Below are 20,247 nucleotides of genomic sequence, written 5' to 3'. Positions count from 1 at the left end.
GGGCAGGGGGGCAGGGTGACACGCGGCTGTTCATCCGGCAGGTTGGCATGCAGGTCGTCCGGGCTGACAGACAGCCCGGGGACGGCTATAGGACAAATGCGTTACAGAACAAAACGCAACCATAACGGGGTGGAACGCAATGCAAGCCAATAATCCTGACCTGTCGCGCCTTGATGCACGCCGGCGGCGTATCTATTACCGCGCGATGCACCGTGGCACACACGAAACCGATGTGCTGATCGGGGGATTTGTCGCCCCGCGCCTTGAGGGCATGAGCGAGGCGGAACTCGACGCGCTGGAGGAAGTGATGGACCTGCCTGATGCCGACCTTGCCGACTGGCTGAGTGGACGTCGCCCGATCCCGGCGGAAGTCGATACCCCCATGATGCGCGCCATCCTTGCTGACGCCAACGACCCGGAGCGTCTGGCCGCGATCCGAGGCCCCAAATGAACGAAATCCGCGCCACGCGACAGACATCCGGCCTGACCCAGATCTGGGGCGTGCCGGAGGGATATGACGCGTTTCTCCTCGCCCGTCGCCTGTCCGAACATGATGGCCCCCTGCTGCATGTGGCGCGCGACGACGCGGAAATGGCGCGGATTGGCGAACAGCTCGCCTTTATTGCCCCGCAGGCGGAAATCCTGCGCTTTCCGGCGTGGGATTGCCTGCCCTATGACCGGGTTTCGCCCAACCCGGCCATCGTGGCCGAACGGGTCGCGACCCTGACCTGCCTGCTGGAAAAGCCGAAGCGCCCGCGCATCGTGCTGACCACGGTCAATGGCCTGATCCAGCGCGTGGCCCCGCGTCGCGCGTTCGAGGGGCAGTCGCTCAACATCGCCACGGGCGAGGCACTGGACCAGGAATTCCTGATCGAACTTCTGATCGCAAACGGCTACAACCGCACCGACACGGTGATGGAACCGGGCGAATTCGCGACGCGCGGCGGGATTTTCGACATCTTTCCGGCCGGCGAGGCCGAACCTGTGCGCCTCGACCTGTTCGGGGACGAGGTGGAAAACATCCGCGGCTTCGACCCCGCGACCCAGCGTTCGACAGGCCGCAGGGACGCGCTGGTCATGCGGCCGGTGGCGGATTTCAGCCTCGATGCCGACAGCATTTCACGCTTTCGCACCGGCTGGCGCGACCTGTTCGGCCCGGCCGCGGCGGAGGACCCGATGTACCAGCATGTCTCCGCCGGGCGGCGGCATGCGGGGATGGAGCACTGGCTGCCGCTGTTCCATGAACATATGGAAACCCTGATCGACTACCTGCCCGGCGTGTCGATTTCACTGGCGCAGCAGGCGGAGGAAGCCTTCACCGCGCGGCTGGAAATGATCGCGGACCATTTCGAGGCCCGACGCCAGCCCACCCGTGAGGGGGAGGTGCCCTACCGCGCGCTTCCGTCCCACCTGATGTATCTCGACCGCAAGGGATGGGAGGCCATGCTGGCGGGACATCCGGCGGTGGTGTTCATGCCCTTTGCGCAGCCCGATGGCGCGTCGGGGATTGATGCGGGTGGCAGACCGGGACAGATGTTCGCGCGCACCGCGACCGACGGCATGCGCGAAAACGTCTTCCCCATGCTGGCCGCGCGCATGAACGAATGGGCGCAGACGGGACGGCGCACCTATGTCACGGCATGGAGCCGTGGCTCGGCCGAACGGCTGGGCGTGCTGTTGCGGGAATACCGCCTGCCGGTGCAGTCATACGCGACATGGCACGAGGCCGCGCGCATGAAGGCTGGCACGATCGGGCTTCTGACGCTGGGGCTGGAACGCGGATTCGTGGCCGACGACATGGCCTTCGTGTCCGAACAGGATCTGCTGGGTGAGCGGATCTCGCGCCCGCCGCGCCGCCGCAAGAAGGCCGACCAGTTCATTGCCGAGGCATCGGAAATCGCGGAAGGCGACCTCGTCGTGCATCAGGATTACGGCATTGGCCGCTATGACGGGCTGGAGACGATCGGCGTCGGCAGCGCGCCGCATGACTGCCTGCGCCTGATCTATGACGGCAACGAAAAGCTGTTCCTGCCGGTCGAGAACATCGAACTGCTCAGCCGCTTCGGCTCGGAACAGACGGGCGTGGCGCTGGACAAGCTTGGCGGTGTGTCGTGGCAGTCGCGCAAGGCGAAGATGAAGCAGCGCATCCGCGACATGGCGGGTGAACTGATCCGCACGGCGGCGGCGCGCGCACTGCGTGAAGCACCGGCCCTGACGCCGGCCGAGGGACTGTGGGACGAATTCTGCGCCCGCTTCCCCTTTGTGGAGACCGAGGACCAGTCCCGCGCCATTGCCGACGTCCTGGACGACATGGCCTCGGGCCGCCCGATGGACCGGCTTGTCTGTGGCGATGTCGGGTTTGGCAAGACCGAAGTGGCACTGCGCGCGGCCTTTGTCGCCGCAATGTCGGGCGGGCAGGTGGCCGTCGTCGTGCCGACCACGCTGCTGGCGCGGCAGCATTACCGCACGTTCGCCGCCCGTTTCGCGGACCTGCCGATCAAGGTGGCGCAACTGTCACGCATGGTCACGGGCAAGGAAGCCACCGCCGTGCGCAAGGGGCTGGCCGATGGCACGGTCAATATCGTGATCGGCACGCATGCGCTGCTTGCCAAGACGGTCAAATTCGCGGACCTCGGCCTGCTGATTGTTGACGAGGAGCAGCATTTCGGCGTCGCGCACAAGGAAAAGCTCAAGGCCCTGCGTGAGGATGTCCATGTCCTGACGCTGTCGGCCACACCGCTGCCGCGCACCCTGCAGCTTGCCCTGACCGGCGTGCGGGAAATGAGCCTGATCGCAACCCCGCCAACCGACCGCCTGGCGGTGCGGACCTTCATCATGCCCTTCGACAGCGTCGTCATCCGCGAGGCCATCCAGCGCGAGCGGTTCCGTGGGGGGCAGGTCTTCTGCGTCGTGCCGCGTATCGAGGACCTCGACCGCATGGCGGCCCGGCTGCATGAAATCGTCCCCGATGCCCGGATGGTGCAGGCGCATGGCCGCCTGAGCCCGACCGAACTGGAACGGGTCATGACCGAATTCAGCGATGGCAAATATGACATCCTGCTGTCCACCAACATCGTCGAAAGCGGGCTGGACATGCCTGCGGTCAATACGCTCATCATCCATCGCGCCGACATGTTCGGGCTGGGGCAGCTTTACCAGTTGCGCGGGCGCGTCGGGCGCGGCAAGCAGCGGGGATATGCCTATCTGACATGGCCGCAGACACATGTCCTGTCGGCTGCCGCGCAGAAACGGCTGGAGGTCATGCAGACGCTCGACACACTGGGGGCGGGCTTTACGCTGGCGTCGCACGACCTTGACCTGCGCGGGGCCGGCAACCTGCTCGGCGATGAGCAGTCAGGGCATATCCGTGAGGTCGGGATCGAGCTTTACCAGCAGATGCTCGAAGACGCGGTGGCCGACCTGCGCCATGAAAAGGGCCGCCGCAAGGCGGAGGATCGCGACTGGACCCCCAACATCATCCTTGGCCTGCCGGTGCTGATCCCCGACACCTATGTGCCGGACCTGCCGGTGCGACTGGGGCTGTATCGCCGGATTTCGGCCCTTGCCAACGATGCGGAAATCGAGGCGATGCAGGCGGAACTGATCGACCGCTTCGGCACATTGCCCGACGAGGTGCGCAACCTGCTCGATGTCGTGGCGCTGAAGCGGATGTGCCGTACTGCGGGCGTGGAACGGCTGGAGGCCGGGCCGAAGGGCATGGTGATCCAGTTCCGCAACAACAGCTTCGTCAACCCGGCGGGACTGGTGACATGGATCGCGCAGCAGAAGGACGGGAAGGTGTGGCTGCGCCCGGACCACAAGCTGGCCATCATCCGGGAGATGACGAACGCGCAGCGCATCACGCAGGCCCGCAAGGTGCTTGGGGCGCTGAACACGCTGGCGGAAGCTATCCCGGCCTGAGTATGGTCCGCGCAATATCGCGCGGATCAGGAGATGCGTCCGGACGTGGCTTGTTTGCGAAAGCCGCGTCCGGGTGGTTTCCTTCAGGAACCATTTGAAAGCAAAAGTTTCCGGGTGTCGCCTTTTGATCGAAAGGGGTGACGTCCTTCGAAGCTTTTTGAAAAAAGCTTCACCAAAAACTTTTAACTTTTCAAACCGTTTTTAGCGGATGGGCAGGGGGATGTGGTTGACCGTCAGGACACCGGCATCCCAGTTCACGTCCCACGACGTGCCGGTGGCCGAACGGTGCCCGAACAGCTTGGCCAGGACCAGGGCCGCGCTGGCCTTCGTCTGGCCACTGTCGCGCAGGGTCGCGATGATGTCGTCAAGATGCTGGACCGCCACATGGCCCTCCCCGGCGGAGGCATCGGTATTGCCCGTCAGGGTCGCCTTGCCATTGCCCGAAATCTGCATCGTGTCACGCACCGCCTTGACCGAGGTCAGTTCCACCGGCACCGCGACACTCTCGCTCGGGTGGCCGACGATGGCGGCGGCAAGCGGCACGATATCCGATGCGGGCATGGAAGCGGACGCCGAGGCCTGCTGTGGCATCGTTGCCTCCAGCAGGTGATTCTTGCTGCCATTGATGTTCACGCCCTGCGTCTCCAGCGTCATGACGGCGGGGGCGTCAGGCGTGCGCCCGCCCGTCAGGCGCAGGTGGGCACGACGGAAGGACAGGTGGATCGTCCCCGTGGACATGTCCGCGTTATCCCACACAAGGTCGTAGCTCTTGCCCGACTGCACCCCGTCAAGGACGGGGGCGACGACCTGCAGGAAATAGGAATTGGGGCAGTGGTCGGAATGGTGGCCCGTCAGGGTCGCCACCATGACCAGGGATGCCGCATCCTCCAGGTCATGCAGTTCGGCGGCATTCATCCCGCTGCCGGTCGCGGTGATGTCACCCGCACGCAGTTCCTGATGCGCATGTTCCCCCGCAAGGCGCAGGTCATACCCACGGGAGATGATGCTGTCCGTCCCGTGCGCCTGGCTGCTGGTGGCGGACGAGACCGCGCATTCTTCCGGCAGGGAGGTCGCCCATGCGCCGCTGGCGGCAGGGAAGGCGATCGCGGGCGCGCAGGCGCCAAGGAGAAGCGGTAAGAGAAGTTTCTTCATTGTGATGCGTAAACTGGCTTGGATACGTTCATTATGCAATCTGTGGCCGTATCGAAAAGCGCCAGATCTCCCCCTGCAATCAGAAGTTTCAAACCCCATGTTCCGCAAGATCGACACGTTCCTGCTTTGCCTGGTTGCCACGATCCTTATCGCAACCTTTTTTCCCTGCACAGGTAACGGGATCAATTTTTTCCAGACACTGGCCATTATCGTGATCGGGGTCATGTTCTTTTTCCAGGGCGCGCGCCTGTCACGACGCGCCATCATCGACGGCATGACGAACTGGCGCCTCCATCTGGCGATCCTTGGCTGCACCTTCGTGGCCTTCCCTCTGCTGGGAATGGGGTTTCATGCGCTGTTCCCAGCATTCCTTGATGCCGATACCTGGACGGGACTGCTGTTCCTGTGCTGCCTGCCCTCGACGGTGCAGTCCTCGATCGCCTTTACCTCCATCGGGCAGGGGAACGTGGCGGCGGCCATCTGTTCGGCCACCATGTCCAACATCATGGGCATTTTCATCACGCCGCTCCTGACGGGACTGGTCGTGCACCAGTCGGCCTCCACGCAGGGGGGGATCACGTCGATCATGCTGCAACTGCTGCTGCCCTTCATGCTGGGGCAGATGGCGCAGCCATGGATCGGGGGATGGGTCCACCGGTACAAGCAGGTGATTTCCATGACCGACCGGGCTTCCATCCTGATCGTCGTCTATACCGCCTTCAGCGAAGCGGTGGTGCAGGGGCTGTGGCACCGGGTTCCCGCGGCACAGATCGGGCGCATCATGGTGGCGGACAGCATCCTGCTGCTTACCGTTCTGGTCCTGACAACGTTCGGCAGCCGCCTGCTCGGCTTCAGCCGCCGTGACGAGGTGGCGATCGTGTTCTGCGGTTCGAAAAAGACACTGGCGTCGGGCGTTCCGATGGCCAACGTGCTGTTTGCGGGGCCGATGGTGGGCATTATCGTCCTGCCGCTGATGATCTATCACCAGATCCAGTTGTTCGTGTGCGCGACCCTTGCACGGCGTTATGCCCGCAGCGCCACCGGAGTCCGGACGGACGGGATCGCGCGCCAGACATAAGCATGCGAACATGGCGGGTGTTTTTGCCCCTCGCCGTTGGGACGCGGGAAGGCTATGACACGTGCGGCTTCATGGCGCATGCCTGATCCGATTTATTGTGACGCAAGATGGTGGACGAACGAAACATGAGTGGACTGGATCCTGACAACTGGGACGCGCTGCGTCAGCTGGGACACCGGATGCTGGACGACATGATCGATCGCCTCAGCCACCTGCGTGAACAGCCGGTGTGGCAGCCCATGCCCAACGGGCTGCGCCAGGAACTGCGCACGGGCCTGCCGGCCGGCCCCTCCGCGCCCGAAGACCTCTATGCCCGTTTCCAGCAACTGGTCGTGCCCTATGCCACGGGCAACGTGCATCCGGGCTTCATGGGGTGGGTCCATGGAGGGGGTACCGCGATCGGGATGCTGTCTGAACTGCTGGCAGGGGGGCTGAACGCCAACTGTGGCGGCCGTGACCATGCCCCGATCGAGGTGGAGCGCGAAGTCATCCGCTGGGCCGCGCAGATCTGCGGTTTTCCCACCGACTGTTCCGGCCTGCTGGTGACGGGGTCGTCCATGGCCAACATGATCGCGGTCATCACCGCCAGCCGCGCCGTGCCGGACGGCCTGGCGATGCGCCGTGCCGGGGTGGGGACGCGCAGGCTGACGGGATATGCCGCCGCCAGCGCCCATGGCTGCATTTCGCGTGCGTTCGACCTGACGGGGCTGGGGTCCGACGCCCTGCGGATCATCCCGGTGGACCGCAACAACCGCATGATCCTGCCGGAACTGGAAAAGGCCATCGCCCGTGACCGCGCGGCCGGGTACGAACCCTTCATGATTGTCGGCACCGCGGGAACCGTCGATACCGGCTCCATCGACGATCTGGACCAGTTGGCCAACATCGCCGCGCGCGAAAAGCTGTGGTTCCATGTCGATGGGGCCTTCGGCGCGCTGGCGGCCCTGTCGCCGGACCTGCGGCCGATGCTCAAGGGGATGGAACGCGCCGACAGCATCGCATTCGATTTCCACAAATGGGCGCAGGTGCAGTACGACGCGGGCTGCATCCTCGTGCGCGATCCCACGCTTCAGGCCGCCGCCTTCGCACAGTCGCGCAGTTACCTCGCGCGGGAGGACAGGGGCCTTGCCACGAACGGTCCGTGGTTCTGTGACCTTGGCCCCGACCTGTCACGCGGTTTCCGTGCGCTGAAGGTCTGGATGACGCTGGGCACCTACGGCGCGGAACGGATGGGTGAAATGGTGGCGGGATGCTGCGCCATCGCCCGCCACCTGGCCCGCCGGGTGGAGGAAAACCCGCGCACGGAACTGCTGGCGCCGGTCACGCTGAACATTGTGTGTTTCCGTGTCCTCGCCCCCGTGGACGACCTTGACCATTTCAATGGCGAAATCGTCAAGGACCTGCATGAAAGCGGCGTCGCGGCCCCGTCCACCACCGTGATCGGGGGACGCAAGGCCGTGCGCGCGGCCATCGTCAACCACCGCACGGTGGAGGCGGATGTGGACCGGATGCTTGAGAAGCTCCTCGAACTCGCGGATGCACGGCTTGCCCGGGAAAAGCAGGGCTGACAACGGAAGTTTCCGGACGTCGCCTTTTCTCTGAAAAGGCGGCGTTCCCCTGAAGCTTTTTGGAAGGAAGCTTCACCAAAAACTTTCAAGACCTGCCAGCAGCAGGAGAGGGGACTAGCGCCGTCCCCGCGACTTTTCTTCGGTGAACAGTTCGGAGAGTTTCTGCATCATCGTGCCACCCAGTTCCTCCGCATCGGTGATGGTGACGGCGCGGCGGTAATACCGGGTCACGTCATGCCCGATCCCGATGGCCAGCAGTTCGATGGCGCTGCGTGTCTCGATCTGTGCAATGACTTCGCGCAGGTGCGTTTCCAGGTAGGAGCCGGGATTGACCGACAGGGTGCTGTCATCCACCGGCGCGCCATCGGAAATCACCATCAAAATCTTGCGGCTTTCGGGACGCGCCCGCAGGCGGCGCTGCGCCCACAGCAGCGCTTCACCGTCGATGTTTTCCTTCAGCAGCCCTTCGCGCAGCATCAGGCCAAGGTTCTTGCGCGCCCGACGCCACGGCATGTCCGCCGCCTTGTACACGATATGGCGCAGGTCATTGAGGCGCCCGGGATTGGCGGGCTTGCCATCGGTCACCCATTGCTCCCGGCTGCGCCCGCCTTTCCACGCACGGGTGGTAAAGCCAAGCACCTCCACCTTGACCGCGCAGCGTTCAAGCGTGCGGGCGAGGATATCGCCACACATCGCCGCAACCGAAATCGGGCGGCCACGCATCGACCCGGAATTGTCAATCAGCAGCGTCACCACAGTGTCACGGAAATCCGTGTCGCGTTCGCGCTTGTACGACAGCGAAAGCATCGGGTTGACCACGATGCGCGACAGGCGGCCGGCATCGAGGATGCCTTCCTCCAGATCGAACTCCCACGCCCGGGTCTGCTGCGCCATCAGGCGGCGCTGCAGGCGGTTCGCCAGTTTCGACACCACGCCCTGCATGCTCACCAACTGCTGGTCGAGGGTCTGGCGCAGGCGGAACAGTTCCTCCGCATCGCACAGGTCTTCCGCGCCGATTTCCTCGTCATAGGCGGTGGTATAGGCGTGATAGCCCGGGATCCTGTCCTGATCCGCGTCTTCCGCATCTTCGGAGGGACCGCCCGCTTCCTCCGAACCGGAGGCCGCACCGTCCTGCTCGCCGTTATCCTGCTCGTCCTCTCCCATGCCGGTGCCCTGCGACATCTGCATCTGAAGGCCGGGATCCTCTTCCTCCGCCGGGCTGTCCTGCTCCTGCGGGTTCGGCTCCTCCGGCGCGTCGGAGGCATCGCTTTCATCCGACTGGGCGGACGCGGTTCCGTCCTCGTCCTCCGCCTCGGGGTCGGTTTCCTGCTCGATCAGGTCGCAGGCCATCAGCAACTGCCGGGCGGCACGGGCGAAATCCACCTGGCTGTCCTGCCGGGCGACCATCGCATCAAGCGCCTGCAGCACATTGGCGGGCAGTTCATCCTGCCAGCGCTGCATGGTGGTCTTCATGGACTCCGGCACAGGCTGGCCCGTCATGCGCGCGCGCGCCAGCAGGCCGAACGCAAGTGCCGTGGGCATCTGGCGTCCGCCATTGGCGTCGCCAAGGCCCATTTCCGCACATTCCTGCGCCAGCCGGGCCTGAAGGTTGGCGGCCATGCCGGCCATGTGCCGCGCGCCGACACTTTCGACCCGCGCCTGTTCCAGCGCGTCATAGATGTCGCGTGCCTCGCCCGCGTCAGGCTGGGCCGCGGCATGGATGGCCGCGTCATGATGGCGCACCCGCAATGCCGCCGCATCCGCGACACCACGCAGGCGCATCATGTCAACCTCCGACATGCCCGCCGCCGGCGCGGGCAGGCGCACCTGCGTGCCCACCACAGAGACACCGGGGGCGACGGGACCGTTCAGGAACGTCACCTCCGTCGCGGCATTGCCGCCCACGGCGCGGACAGCCCCGACCGTCGCGCGCTTGAAACGCTCGGCGCGTGCGGTCCGCTGGGCCGAAGCTTCGCCCGAACGCGAGGATGGGGTCTTTTCACGCATGCCGTATGCCTGCCTGCTCTGGAATCGTTCTGCGCTGCCTTAGCGTGCCTGCGGTGGCATCAGGTCGGCGTTGAAACAGCGCTGGTAATATTCGGCCACGGTCGGCCGTTCCGCCTCATCGCACTTATTCAGGAACGTCACACGGAACGCAAAGGCCAGATCCTTGAAAATACGATAGTTTTCGGCCCAACTGATGACCGTGCGCGGTGACATGACGGTGGAGATGTCGCCCGCGATGAACCCCGAACGCGTCAGGTCCGCAAGGGCGACCATCATCTCGATCCGCCTGGCGTCCTGCGGGTTCTTCTTCGGGTCGATCCCCATCTTCGCCATGACGATGGCGCTTTCCTGCGCATGGGGCAGGTAATTCAGCGTCGTGACGATGTTCCAGCGATCCATCTGCCCCTGGTTGATCTGCTGGGTGCCATGATACAGGCCCGTGGTATCGCCAAGGCCGACGGTGTTGGCCGTCGCGAACAGGCGGAAGGCGGGGTTGGGGCGGATGACGCGGTTCTGGTCCAGCAGCGTCAGATGTCCCTCCACCTCGAGCACGCGCTGGATGACGAACATGACATCGGGCCGTCCCGCGTCATATTCGTCAAACACCAGCGCGCAGGGATGCTGCAGGCCCCATGGCAGCAGGCCCTCGCGGAATTCGGTGATCTGCTTGCCGTCCTTCAGGACGATCGCATCCTTGCCGATCAGGTCGATACGCGAAATGTGGCTGTCGAGGTTGATGCGCACGCTCGGCCAGTTCAGCCGCGCGGCCACCTGCTCGATATGCGAGGACTTGCCCGTGCCGTGATAGCCCTGGACCATCACGCGGCGGTTGAAGGCAAAGCCCGCAAGGATGGCCAGCGTGGTGTCATGGTCGAACTGGTAGGTCGGGTCGATCTGGGGCACATGGTCGGTGCGTACCGAAAATGCGGGCACTTCCATATCGCTGTCGATACCGAACACCTCCCGCGCCGAGACCTTGCGGTCCGGCTGGGAAATGGCGGAAATGGGAGGCAGCGGCTCGCCTGCCGCATCGACATTTCCGGGCGTAAGCTCTTCGAGTGCATTCATTGATATCGTGTCCGTCATATTCTGGTGCCCCTGCCATCATACGCCGCGATCCGGCACAACAGGTAACGTCATACACAGGAGTATAGGAAGGGGACGGGCGATCAGCCATCACTTAAAATCTAGGCCGAACGGGCAAGTCCGCCGTCCGGCATTGCCACAAGATGGGCACGGATCGCCGTATAGGCAACATTGATCCCCTTAAGCCGCTCTTCCGCCGCGCGATCGCCGCCATTGGCATCGGGGTGATGCTGGCGGGCCAGCGCCTTGTAGCGTGTCTTCAGTTCATCGAGCGAGATGGGCCAGCCAAGGTCCAGCACGCTGAGCGGGTATTTCAGTTCATCGGGGGCGGCATGGCGCGCGTCACGTTCCTGCGCGCGGCGTGCCCGCGCGCGCGCGCCGTTTTTCAGCAGGTCAAGCGGGTCGAGGATTTCCTCCTCGTCAAAGCCACGCGCGCCATTGGCCTGGCCCAGTCGCCATGACGGCCTGTTCCATGACACATCGGCGCGGATATGGGCCTCGATCTGCCCGGGCGACATGCCTTTGTAGTAGTCCCAGCGCGCATTGTATTCACGCACATGTTCCAGGCAGAACCAGAAATACTGGTTCAGCGCGTCGCGCGAACGCGGTGCGCGATAACCTGCGGCCTCGGTGCATCCGGCCATGTCGCAGCAGCGCGCCGGTGCGTCCGGATCGGGGTCAAAGGCCTTGGGACGTGTATTCCTTCTCTTCATCATTCCCGTTATGTGCGTCCGTTCATGCTTCGTGCAAGAGCGAAGATGTGCGAGTGTGGCCATGGAGCAGAGGAAGCAGCCAATGACAGACCGGATCGCGGGACGCGCCGCCCGAATCGAGACATGCCTTCGTGAGCGTCTCGCCCCCGTGGAACTGCATGTTCACGACGACAGCGCCCGCCATGCCCACCATGTCGGGATACGCGACAATGGCGTGCAGGCGGGGGAGAGTCATTATAACGTGCTGGTTGTCAGCGACGCCTTTGCCGACATGGGCCGGGTGCAGCGCTCCCGCCTTGTCCACGAACTGCTGGCCGATGAATTCGCGGGCGGCATGCATGCGCTGTCTCTGACCCTGCGCACGCCTGCGGAACAGGAACGGATGACGACATCATGAACGATGCCATGAAACCGGCATTTCCCTTTCACGTCCGCCGCCTGATGGCGGGCGGCCTGCTGATGCTGCTTGGCGCCTGTCAGGCGGTGCCGGACAGGGCGACGCTGAGCCAGAAGGACGAGATTACGCGGGTCGAGCATTACCTCAATGACACGCACGGCCTTGGCGCGCATTTCGTCCAGACCTGGCCCGATGGCGGGAAGGGCGACGGGAAGCTGTATTATGATCCGGGCAGGCTGCGCCTTGACTACGCCACGCCCGCCGCGATGAAGCTGACGGCGGCGAACGGGCATCTGGTGTTCATCGACCCGCGCCGCGATTCCGTAACGCGCATGTCGCTCGGGCATCAGCCGCTTGGCCTGCTGCTGCAACAGCCCGTGCATCTCGATGGAGAGATCGTCGTGACTTCCGTCCAGCACGGGACCAACAGCCTCCAGATCTCCATGGCGCGGTCCGACAGCCCGTCGCAGGGGCTCCTGACGCTGGGCTTTTCGGATATCTCGGGCACGCTGAGCCTGATCGCCATCGAGATGACGGACGTGGAACGCCAGCATATCCGCCTCGACCTCGATGATGTCCATGCCGGTCCTGCATGGCCTGATGACCTGTTTTCCCTCAGCACCACGAAGTAAGAGGCTGCGAATCATACAGTTTCAGGAAACGCCGTCCTGACAGGGCGGCGTTCCGAATCTTCCGTCAGATCACTTTCAGGCAGACCCCGATGCCGTGACGCCGGGAAGATCGGCCGGCATCATGCCTCCAGATATTCCCCTTCCACCGGCACGCTGCCGAAACACTCCGTCCAGCAGTCACGCAGCGCACGGTCCACATCCGCCATGGTGACGTCGAGCCCCAGCCTGCGCAGGCTGGTCACGCCATATTCGCGGATTCCACATGGGACGATTCCCTCGAAATCCGACAGGGCAGGGTCAACGTTGATCGCGACTCCGTGCCAACTGACCCAGCGCGAGACCCGCACCCCGATGGCCGCGATCTTTTCCTCCCGCCCGCTTTTCGGGTCCACCACCCAGACGCCCACGCGCCCCTCCCGCCGTTCACCGGTCACGCCGAAACGGCCGAGTGTGCGAATCAGCCACTCCTCCAGCGCATGGACATAGGCCCGCACGTCGCGCGCGGGGACCGGGCCGTGTGGCTGCGTAAGGTCCAGCATGACATAGCACACGCGCTGCCCCGGCCCGTGATAGGTCCACTGCCCGCCGCGTCCCGCAGGCCAGGTGGGATATCCGGCCGGATTGAACAGGTCTTCCGGCCGGGCCGACGTGCCGGCCGTATAGGTGGGGGGATGTTCCAGCAGCCACACCCGTTCACCCGCGTCACCGGCCCGGATCGCACGGGCGTCACGCTCCATACAGGCCAGCGCATCGGGGTAGGGGACACGTCCTGGTGCCATTTCCCATAAAATCTTGTTTTCAGTCATTGCCCGTTTGCCTTCCATCGGTTATACGGCCTGCATTGCTTCGCTATCGCTTACCCGATACCGAAGATAATGTATGCGGCCATGGCGGAATGGTAGACGCGCAAGCTTGAGGTGCTTGTGGGGGAAACCCCGTGGAAGTTCGAGTCTTCTTGGCCGCACCATACATTTCCAGAAAATTATCTCAATAAAGAGTCCCGGCAGGGCGGTGAACGGATCATCACCGCCTGTTGATTCGTGCTGTCCGGAACGGGTTGCCATAAAATCGGCACAATTATACATCTTTATGCCGAAAGACCCTGCCGCCGCCGCTTCAATATGTCGGCATGTCATGCCAGTCCGGCACAGGTGACATGACAGGTATGGAAAACCGGGGTGAATGCATTACAAAGCGTATCAGGCCCCCTAATGAATGCATTCCAGACCAAAACAGTTGATTTAGGTCATGTTGTTGCGTGACACTGCGCCCTAAAGATGCAGTCAACGCGACTTTCCCAAGGTCCAGATATTGCCGATTGTCCTGGAATTCAGGAGGGCAGGGAAAGGGAAGTCCGAGGTTATTTGTAAGATAAGGTGGATTTTGTGATCAAGCCCTTGAAAAAAGCCGTTCTTCCTGTTGCCGGAATGGGAACCCGTTTCTTGCCCGCAACGAAATCGGTGCCCAAGGAAATGCTGCCGGTTGTCGACAGGCCGCTGATCCAGTACGCGATTGACGAAGCCCGTGAGGCCGGGATCGAGGAATTCTGCCTGGTGTCGAGCCGCGGCAAGGACTCGCTGATTGATTATTTCGACATCGCATTTGAGCTTGAAGCCACGCTGAAGGAGCGCAAGAAGACCTCCGCGCTGAAGGCGCTGGAACCGACCCGTGTCACGCCGGGTTCGATGATTTCCGTCCGCCAGCAGGAACCGCTTGGTCTGGGCCATGCCATCTGGTGCGCCCGCAGCTTCATCGGCAACGACCCGTTCGCCATCCTGCTGCCTGACGACGTGGTGCAGAGCAAGACCTCCTGCCTGAAGCAGATGGTCGAGGTCTATAACCGCACGGGCGGCAACGTGCTGGCGGTGACCGAGGTCCCGCGCGAAAAGACCGACCAGTACGGCGTGCTGGATGTCGGCCATGACGACGGCAAGCTTGTCGAGGTCAAGGGCCTGGTGGAAAAGCCGAAGCCCGCGGAAGCACCGTCCAACCTGTCGGTCATCGGTCGCTATATCCTGACCGCCGATGTGCTGCCCCACCTTGCCAAGCTTGAAAAGGGCGCGGGCGGTGAAGTGCAGTTGACCGATGCGATGGCGAAGATGATCGGCCACGTGCCGTTCCATGGTTTCCGCTACGAAGGCCGCCGCTTTGACTGCGGCAACAAGATCGGCTTCCTCGAGGCGCAGATTGCCTTCTCCCTCGCACGCGAAGACCTTGCCGATGAGGTGCGTGAGTTCCTGAAGTCCTATCAGGAAAAATAAGGCCGGTGTCCTTTCGTCATCGCTTCGACCCGACAAGCCTGCGTGAATATGACATCCGCGGGATTGTCGGGAAGACCCTGACGGCACAGGACGCCTATGCCATTGGTCGTGCCTTTGGCAGCGTGATCGCCCGCACGGGCGGCACGACTGTCGTGATCGGGCATGACGGCCGCCTCTCCTCACCGGGGCTGGAAGCCGAACTGGTGCGGGGGGCCATGGCGTCGGGCATGGCCGTGACCCGGGTGGGTTGCGGTCCCACGCCGCTTCTGTATTACGCATCGGTGGAACTTGGGACTGACGGTGCGGTCATGGTGACCGGCAGCCATAACCCACCCGACCATAATGGCTTCAAGATGATGCTGGGCAGCAAGCCATTCTTTGGCGGGCAGATCCGCGAACTTGGCCATCTCTGCGCCACTGGTGACGTGGTGCCCGAAACCACGGGCAGCGTCCGTGACATCGACATGACGGAGCAGTATGTCGCACGCCTGCTTCGCGACTGGGACGGCGGGACGCGGTCGCTGCATGTCGTGTGGGATAACGGGCACAGCGCGGCGGGCAGGGTGCTGGCGCGCCTCGTAAAGGGGCTGCCGGGACGGCATACCATCCTGAACGGTGAAATCGACGGGCATTTCCCCGCCCATCACCCGGACCCGACAATCCCGGCGAACCTTGAACAGTTGATCGCCACGGTACGCAGCCAGCACGCCGATATCGGGCTTGCCTTTGATGGCGATGCCGATCGTATCGGGGTCGTGGACAATACCGGACAGATCCTGTGGGCGGACCAGCTTCTGCTGGTGCTGGCGCGTGATGTGCTGCGTGACCATGCGGGCGCCACGGTCATCGCGGACGTCAAGGCAAGTCAGGCCCTGTTCGATGCAGTGGACCAGGCGGGCGGCACGCCCGTGATGTGGGGGGCGGGCCATTCCCTGATAAAATCCAAGATGGCGGAAACCGGCGCCCTTCTGGCGGGGGAAATGTCGGGACATATCTTCTTTGCCGACAGATGGTACGGATTTGACGATGCGCTGTACGCCGCCGTACGGCTGCTGGGGATTGTGGCGCGCCTGCCGGGGCCGCTGTCGGATGTGCGTCAGGCGCTTCCGGTCATGGTCAATACGCCTGAACTGCGGTTTGATTGTCCCGACACGCGCAAATTCGCCGTCATAGACGAGGTCGCGGATCGCCTGCGCGCGCAGGGGGCGAAAATGTCCCGGATTGATGGTATCCGTGTCAGCACCCCTGATGGATGGTGGCTGCTGCGTGCGTCCAACACACAGGCCATGCTGGTGGCCCGTGCGGAAAGCACGACCGAATCCGGGCTTGCACGGCTGCAGGCCGAACTGACGGCGCAACTGCACGAATCAGGCGTAGAAGCCCCCGATTTTTCCGGCGCGGCCACCCGTCACTGAACGGGATTTCTGTCGCCCCGGCATGAATGTCCCGGCACAGGGGCGGGCCGTTTTTCATTGAACCTGCCGTCAACAGGTTTAAAAGGCCCAAATCGGTCCCATATGATATCGTGCCTCTCTCCCGGGTTTAAGCTTCATGACGGCATCGCTGCCTTTTCACTCTTTTTTGACTCCCGGACAGCATGTAATGCATCCGGACCACCCGGAATGGGGCATGGGACAGGTGCAGTCCGCCACGGGACGGCGGGTGGTGGTGATGTTTCCCCACGCGGGAAAGGTCGCCATTGACGCAATGGTCATACAGTTGACGGTGGTGGACTGATTGGAACGCCTGATGACGCGCCCTTTCCTTGATTCGTTTGGCCGGGCGGTAACCTATCTGCGCGTGTCGGTCACGGACCGCTGTGACATGCGCTGCCTGTACTGCATGGCGGAGGACATGACCTTCCTCCCCAAACCTGAAATCCTGTCCTATGCGGAACTGGAACGTATCTGTGGCGCATTCATCCACAGTGGCGTCCGGCGTATCCGTGTAACCGGCGGCGAACCGCTGGTCCGGCGTGATGTCATGTCGTTTTTTTCGGCGATGGGGGAATGGCTGCGACGCCCCGATGACGGGCCGCGCCTTGATGAACTGACGCTGACGACCAATGGCTCCCGACTGGGTGAATTTGCCGCTCCGCTCCATGCCGCGGGGGTCAGGCGGGTCAATGTCAGCATGGATTCGCTTGATCCCGCGCGCTTTGCGGCCATCACGCGACGGGGCAACCTGCACAAGACGCTCGATGGCGTCCGTGCGGCGCGCGAAGCCGGGTTGAAAATCCGGATCAATACCGTGGCCATGGCGGGCCTGAATGACGATGAATTCGACGACATGGTGGCATGGTGCGGACAGATCGGCGCGGATCTGTGCCTGATCGAGACGATGCCCATGGGCGAGACCGGGGATGACCGGCTCAACCGCTATATTCCGCTGGACCGGGTGCGCGCCGACCTTGCGCGCCGCTGGACGCTGGAACCGCTGACCTATCGCACCGGGGGGCCGGCACGTTACGTACGTGTGGCCGAGACCGGGCAGAAAATCGGCTTCATCACCCCGATGAGCCATAATTTCTGCGAAAGCTGCAACCGCGTGCGCCTGTCCTGCACCGGACAGCTTTATTCCTGCCTGGGTCATGAGGGGGCAAGCGACCTGCGTGGGCCGCTGCGTGCGGGAATGGACGAGGCAGGGCTCCTGCGCCTCGTGCAGGAGGCCATCGGACGCAAGCCCAGGGGGCATGATTTCATGCTGGATCGCGCCGCCGACGACCCGGCGCGCATTTCCCGCCACATGAGCGTCACCGGCGGCTAAATCCCGGCAGATTCTACGTCCCGGCGTCCAGCGCATCTTTCAGCGACGTCGTGAACTGACCGGGCTTCAGGGGCTTTGGCTGCGTCGCGGCGGGGGCCCAGCCTGTCATGATCGCGACATGCAGCGGCATGGCGACATTCCCCTGCGCATCACGCGGCAGCCTCGCCAGTGCCGCAGGAAACAGGGCGGCGGGGGGACAGGCGCGATGCCGCTGGTCCAGCGCATTGGTTTCGCCCGCATCACGCAGGTCCTGCAGCAGCGCCAGCGGCGCGCGATAGGCCAGCGGGATGACATCCGAATCGGCCACGGGCAGGGCGAATCCGGCGCGCTGCAACAGGGCGGCGCAGTCGCGCAGGCCGGGGAAAGGCGAAACACGCGCAGACGCCCCGCCCAGCAGGTCATGTTCGGCCCCCGCAAGGGCCTGACGCAATGGCGCCAGCGTCGGCAGGATCGGCATACATGCCAGAAACAGCCCATCGGGCCGCAGGATATTGCGGATCTGCACCAGGGTTCCGGGCAGGTCGTTGACCCAGTGCAGCGACAGGTTGGCGATGACCAGGTCGAATGTGGCAGCCCCGAACGGCAGCCATTCCTCGTCCATGCAGACACACGGCACGGTTTCACGCGCACACAGGGCAGGGGACAGGTCCGTCGCCACCACGTCGAGTCCGCGCGCCCGCAGCATGGGGGCGGTCACGCCACGCCCGCCGATATCGAGCGCATGGGAAAAACGATGGGTCGTATCGTCAAGCCGGTCCAGAAGCCGATCCGCGGCCGCCTGCACGATCGGCTGTATCCGCCCCAGCGTGGTGCATGCGCGATCCCGATGCAGTCGCACGGCATGGCGGTCAAAAATGATCGGCGTCTCCATGACAGTGATGTGCGCCATCCGCTAGCATCTGCCAAGGACACCATCACGTGAATGCACCGCCCCGATGCCCGGACTTTCCAGCATTTTCCCGCCCCGCCGCTTTACGGAGCACCTGCGCCGTGGTGCGCGCCACGCCCTCGACCTGCTCCTGCCGCCGCACTGCCTGTCCTGCGGTGCAGAAGTGGCGCAGGCCGGGCATGTCTGTGCGGAATGTTTCACGCACCTGCACCTGATTGCAGCCCCCTCATGCCGCAGATGCGGCATTCCCTTCACATCCGAGGCCGCGGCAGGAGACAGCCTGACCTGTCACGACTGCCTGCACGCCCCCCCCCCACCGTGGGAGGCAGGACGCGCGGCGCTGGTTTATGATGACTGGTCACGCCGCCTGATCCTTGGGCTCAAATACGGGGACCGGACGGAAAATGCGGCCCTGCTGGCGCGCTACATGCACCTGTCCGGTCGCGACCTGCTGCACCCCGACGCCATACTGGTCCCGGTGCCGCTGCATCGGCGACGGCTGTTCACGCGCCGCTACAACCAGTCCGCGCTGCTGGCGGGGGAACTCTCCCGGCTTGGCGGCATTGCTCACTGGCCAGACACATTGATGCGAATACGCCACACCCGCCCGCTTGGCCACATGGTCGGGGCGCAGCGTCGCGCAGTGCTGGACGGCGCGATCACGGTACGCCCGCACCGGCGTCCGGACCTGCGGGGACGGCATGTCATCCTTGTCGATGATGTCATGACCACCGGCAGCACGCTGGGGGCCTGTGCCGTGGCGTTGCGCGGGCATGGCGTCGCCCGTGTCGATGTCCTGTCCGCCGCGCGTGTCTGTCCACCCGCCGGCACCCGATCCGTAACGGATACGGTTTCATTACCCAACTGACGCCCGGACATGGCATTATGGGGTAGCGTTACCGAGAGACGACATTGATCCAGCAGATGAAAGTTCCGCATGCCTAAAGTCGAGATATACACCCAGCCGGGTTGCCCCTATTGCGTCCGGGCCGTCAGGCTGCTGCAGTCCAAGGGTGTCGCGTTCGAGGAAATCACCGCCCTGCATGGCACGCAGGCCCGCCAGACCGCCATCAGCCGTTCGGGCGGCCACATGACGATGCCCCAGCTTTTCGTGGACGGGAAGTTCATCGGGGGATGCGACGACATGATGGCGCTTGAGCGTGAGGGCAAACTTGACGCGCTGCTCGGCCTGGGCTGAGCACGCCGCTTCGAAACAGGGGGAAGCTGCATGATTCTCTACCGCCTGCGATGCGAAGGGGAGCATGAATTCGAGGGATGGTTCCCAAGCAGCGTCAGCTTTGAGCATCAGGCGGAAAGGGGGCTGCTGTCATGTCCGCAATGTGGGGCACACACCATCACCCGCGCCCTGATGGCGCCCGCCATCCGCCGGGGCGCGGGGGACGGTGCCCCCATGGACGCGACAGGGGACGCGGCGATGGGGACGACGGGAACCACCACCGGCACAGGATGCGTGAGTACACCGCCCGTCACGCCTGCGCCGGCGCGCGATACGGTGCCTGTGCCCGATGCGGCGATGGCACTGTTGCAAAAAATGCGCGATGTCATTGAACAGCATTGCGTGAATGCTGGACCACAGTTCGCGGCGGAAGCACTGAAAATGCATCGCGGCGAAAAGCAGGCCACGGGAATTTACGGCAGCATGACCGAAGATGAGCGTGAGATGCTGGACGACGAAGGGGTAGAGGTGCTGACCATCCCCTGGGTCAGGCCCGCCGATAGCTGAAACTGAACACTACGCCCGCTTCGTATCCATTGC

General features: G+C 63.8%; 19 protein-coding genes and 1 tRNA gene. 14 read left to right on the top strand and 6 right to left on the bottom strand.

The window, feature by feature from the left end; genetic code table 11:
* Positions 1–139 precede the first annotated feature (139 nt).
* Both HNH97_RS10765 and mfd read left to right on the top strand, forming a co-directional pair.
* Positions 140–451: an FAD assembly factor SdhE gene (locus HNH97_RS10765; protein ID WP_110912636.1), complete on the top strand. Its 312-nt coding sequence runs from the start codon at positions 140–142 to the stop codon at positions 449–451.
* Positions 448–3,921 (top strand): transcription-repair coupling factor, encoded by a 3,474-nt coding sequence (gene mfd / locus HNH97_RS10760; RefSeq protein ID WP_171790867.1) that lies wholly within the window; start codon positions 448–450, stop codon positions 3,919–3,921. The genes HNH97_RS10765 and mfd overlap by 4 nt, the downstream gene beginning before the upstream one ends.
* Positions 3,922–4,122: 201 nt before the next feature.
* On the opposite strand, the gene HNH97_RS10755 is transcribed toward mfd, so the two are convergent.
* Complete coding sequence (locus tag HNH97_RS10755; protein ID WP_171790866.1) at positions 4,123–5,073, bottom strand: hypothetical protein; 951 nt, start codon at positions 5,071–5,073, stop codon at positions 4,123–4,125.
* 97 nt (positions 5,074–5,170) lie between these two features.
* Between HNH97_RS10755 and HNH97_RS10750 the strand changes: the two genes are divergently transcribed.
* Together HNH97_RS10750 and HNH97_RS10745 are read left to right on the top strand one after the other, a co-directional pair.
* Positions 5,171–6,151, top strand: coding sequence for a bile acid:sodium symporter family protein (locus HNH97_RS10750; RefSeq protein WP_171790865.1), 981 nt, complete (start codon positions 5,171–5,173; stop codon positions 6,149–6,151).
* A gap of 125 nt (positions 6,152–6,276) precedes the next feature.
* A complete protein-coding gene (locus HNH97_RS10745) occupies positions 6,277–7,719 on the top strand; it encodes a pyridoxal phosphate-dependent decarboxylase family protein (protein WP_171790864.1) in 1,443 nt (480 codons plus the stop codon).
* Positions 7,720–7,833: 114 nt separating this feature from the next.
* On the opposite strand, the gene cobT is transcribed toward HNH97_RS10745, so the two are convergent.
* The 3 genes from cobT to HNH97_RS10730 form a co-directional block, all read right to left on the bottom strand.
* Complete coding sequence (gene cobT, locus HNH97_RS10740) at positions 7,834–9,726, bottom strand: cobaltochelatase subunit CobT (protein ID WP_171790863.1); 1,893 nt, start codon at positions 9,724–9,726, stop codon at positions 7,834–7,836.
* 39 nt (positions 9,727–9,765) lie between these two features.
* Positions 9,766–10,794 carry a cobaltochelatase subunit CobS gene (gene cobS / locus HNH97_RS10735; RefSeq protein WP_110912684.1) on the bottom strand — a complete coding sequence of 343 codons (1,029 nt, stop codon included), beginning with the start codon at positions 10,792–10,794 and terminating at the stop codon, positions 9,766–9,768.
* A 119-nt stretch (positions 10,795–10,913) separates the two neighbouring features.
* A complete protein-coding gene (locus tag HNH97_RS10730) occupies positions 10,914–11,528 on the bottom strand; it encodes a J domain-containing protein (protein WP_171790862.1) in 615 nt (204 codons plus the stop codon).
* Between the two features lie 79 nt (positions 11,529–11,607).
* On the opposite strand from HNH97_RS10730, the gene HNH97_RS10725 reads away from it, so the two are divergent.
* Together HNH97_RS10725 and HNH97_RS10720 are read left to right on the top strand one after the other, a co-directional pair.
* Positions 11,608–11,922 (top strand): BolA family protein, encoded by a 315-nt coding sequence (locus tag HNH97_RS10725; RefSeq protein WP_110912630.1) that lies wholly within the window; start codon positions 11,608–11,610, stop codon positions 11,920–11,922.
* Positions 11,923–11,930: 8 nt separating this feature from the next.
* Positions 11,931–12,554 (top strand): LolA family protein, encoded by a 624-nt coding sequence (locus HNH97_RS10720; protein WP_171790873.1) that lies wholly within the window; start codon positions 11,931–11,933, stop codon positions 12,552–12,554.
* Positions 12,555–12,673: 119 nt separating this feature from the next.
* On the opposite strand, the gene lipB is transcribed toward HNH97_RS10720, so the two are convergent.
* The gene (gene lipB, locus HNH97_RS10715; protein ID WP_171790861.1) at positions 12,674–13,378 is read right to left on the bottom strand and encodes a lipoyl(octanoyl) transferase LipB; all 705 of its coding nucleotides are present in this window, start codon (positions 13,376–13,378) and stop codon (positions 12,674–12,676) included.
* Between the two features lie 57 nt (positions 13,379–13,435).
* On the opposite strand from lipB, the gene HNH97_RS10710 reads away from it, so the two are divergent.
* The 5 genes from HNH97_RS10710 (at position 13,436) to moaA (ending at position 17,581) form a co-directional block, all read left to right on the top strand.
* Positions 13,436–13,521: transfer RNA gene (locus HNH97_RS10710), tRNA-Leu, on the top strand.
* A 418-nt stretch (positions 13,522–13,939) separates the two neighbouring features.
* A complete protein-coding gene (gene galU / locus HNH97_RS10705; protein WP_110912682.1) occupies positions 13,940–14,815 on the top strand; it encodes a UTP--glucose-1-phosphate uridylyltransferase GalU in 876 nt (291 codons plus the stop codon).
* A 5-nt stretch (positions 14,816–14,820) separates the two neighbouring features.
* Complete coding sequence (pgmG, locus tag HNH97_RS10700) at positions 14,821–16,230, top strand: phosphoglucomutase/phosphomannomutase PgmG (RefSeq protein ID WP_171790860.1); 1,410 nt, start codon at positions 14,821–14,823, stop codon at positions 16,228–16,230.
* A 136-nt stretch (positions 16,231–16,366) separates the two neighbouring features.
* On the top strand, positions 16,367–16,552 hold the full coding sequence (locus tag HNH97_RS10695) for a DUF3553 domain-containing protein (protein WP_110093852.1): 186 nt from the start codon (positions 16,367–16,369) through the stop codon (positions 16,550–16,552).
* A 12-nt stretch (positions 16,553–16,564) separates the two neighbouring features.
* Positions 16,565–17,581, top strand: coding sequence for a GTP 3',8-cyclase MoaA (gene moaA / locus HNH97_RS10690; RefSeq protein ID WP_171790859.1), 1,017 nt, complete (start codon positions 16,565–16,567; stop codon positions 17,579–17,581).
* Positions 17,582–17,594: 13 nt separating this feature from the next.
* Here moaA and HNH97_RS10685 read toward each other — a convergent pair whose 3' ends face one another.
* Positions 17,595–18,470 (bottom strand): methyltransferase domain-containing protein, encoded by an 876-nt coding sequence (locus HNH97_RS10685; RefSeq protein WP_171790858.1) that lies wholly within the window; start codon positions 18,468–18,470, stop codon positions 17,595–17,597.
* A 46-nt stretch (positions 18,471–18,516) separates the two neighbouring features.
* Between HNH97_RS10685 and HNH97_RS10680 the strand changes: the two genes are divergently transcribed.
* The 3 genes from HNH97_RS10680 to HNH97_RS10670 all read left to right on the top strand — a co-directional run bounded on the left by HNH97_RS10680 (position 18,517) and on the right by HNH97_RS10670 (position 20,214).
* Entirely contained in the window at positions 18,517–19,338 is an 822-nt protein-coding gene (locus HNH97_RS10680) for a ComF family protein (protein ID WP_171790857.1), read from the top strand.
* Between the two features lie 69 nt (positions 19,339–19,407).
* On the top strand, positions 19,408–19,668 hold the full coding sequence (gene grxC, locus HNH97_RS10675) for a glutaredoxin 3 (RefSeq protein WP_171790856.1): 261 nt from the start codon (positions 19,408–19,410) through the stop codon (positions 19,666–19,668).
* A gap of 30 nt (positions 19,669–19,698) precedes the next feature.
* A complete protein-coding gene (locus HNH97_RS10670) occupies positions 19,699–20,214 on the top strand; it encodes a DUF1178 family protein (protein WP_171790855.1) in 516 nt (171 codons plus the stop codon).
* Positions 20,215–20,247: the final 33 nt, after the last annotated feature.

The organism is Gluconacetobacter entanii (genome assembly GCF_013155425.1).
Classification (GTDB): Bacteria; Pseudomonadota; Alphaproteobacteria; order Acetobacterales; family Acetobacteraceae; genus Novacetimonas; species Novacetimonas entanii.
Note: the sequence above shows the minus strand (reverse complement) of the source record. Positions and strands in the feature narration are given on the sequence as shown.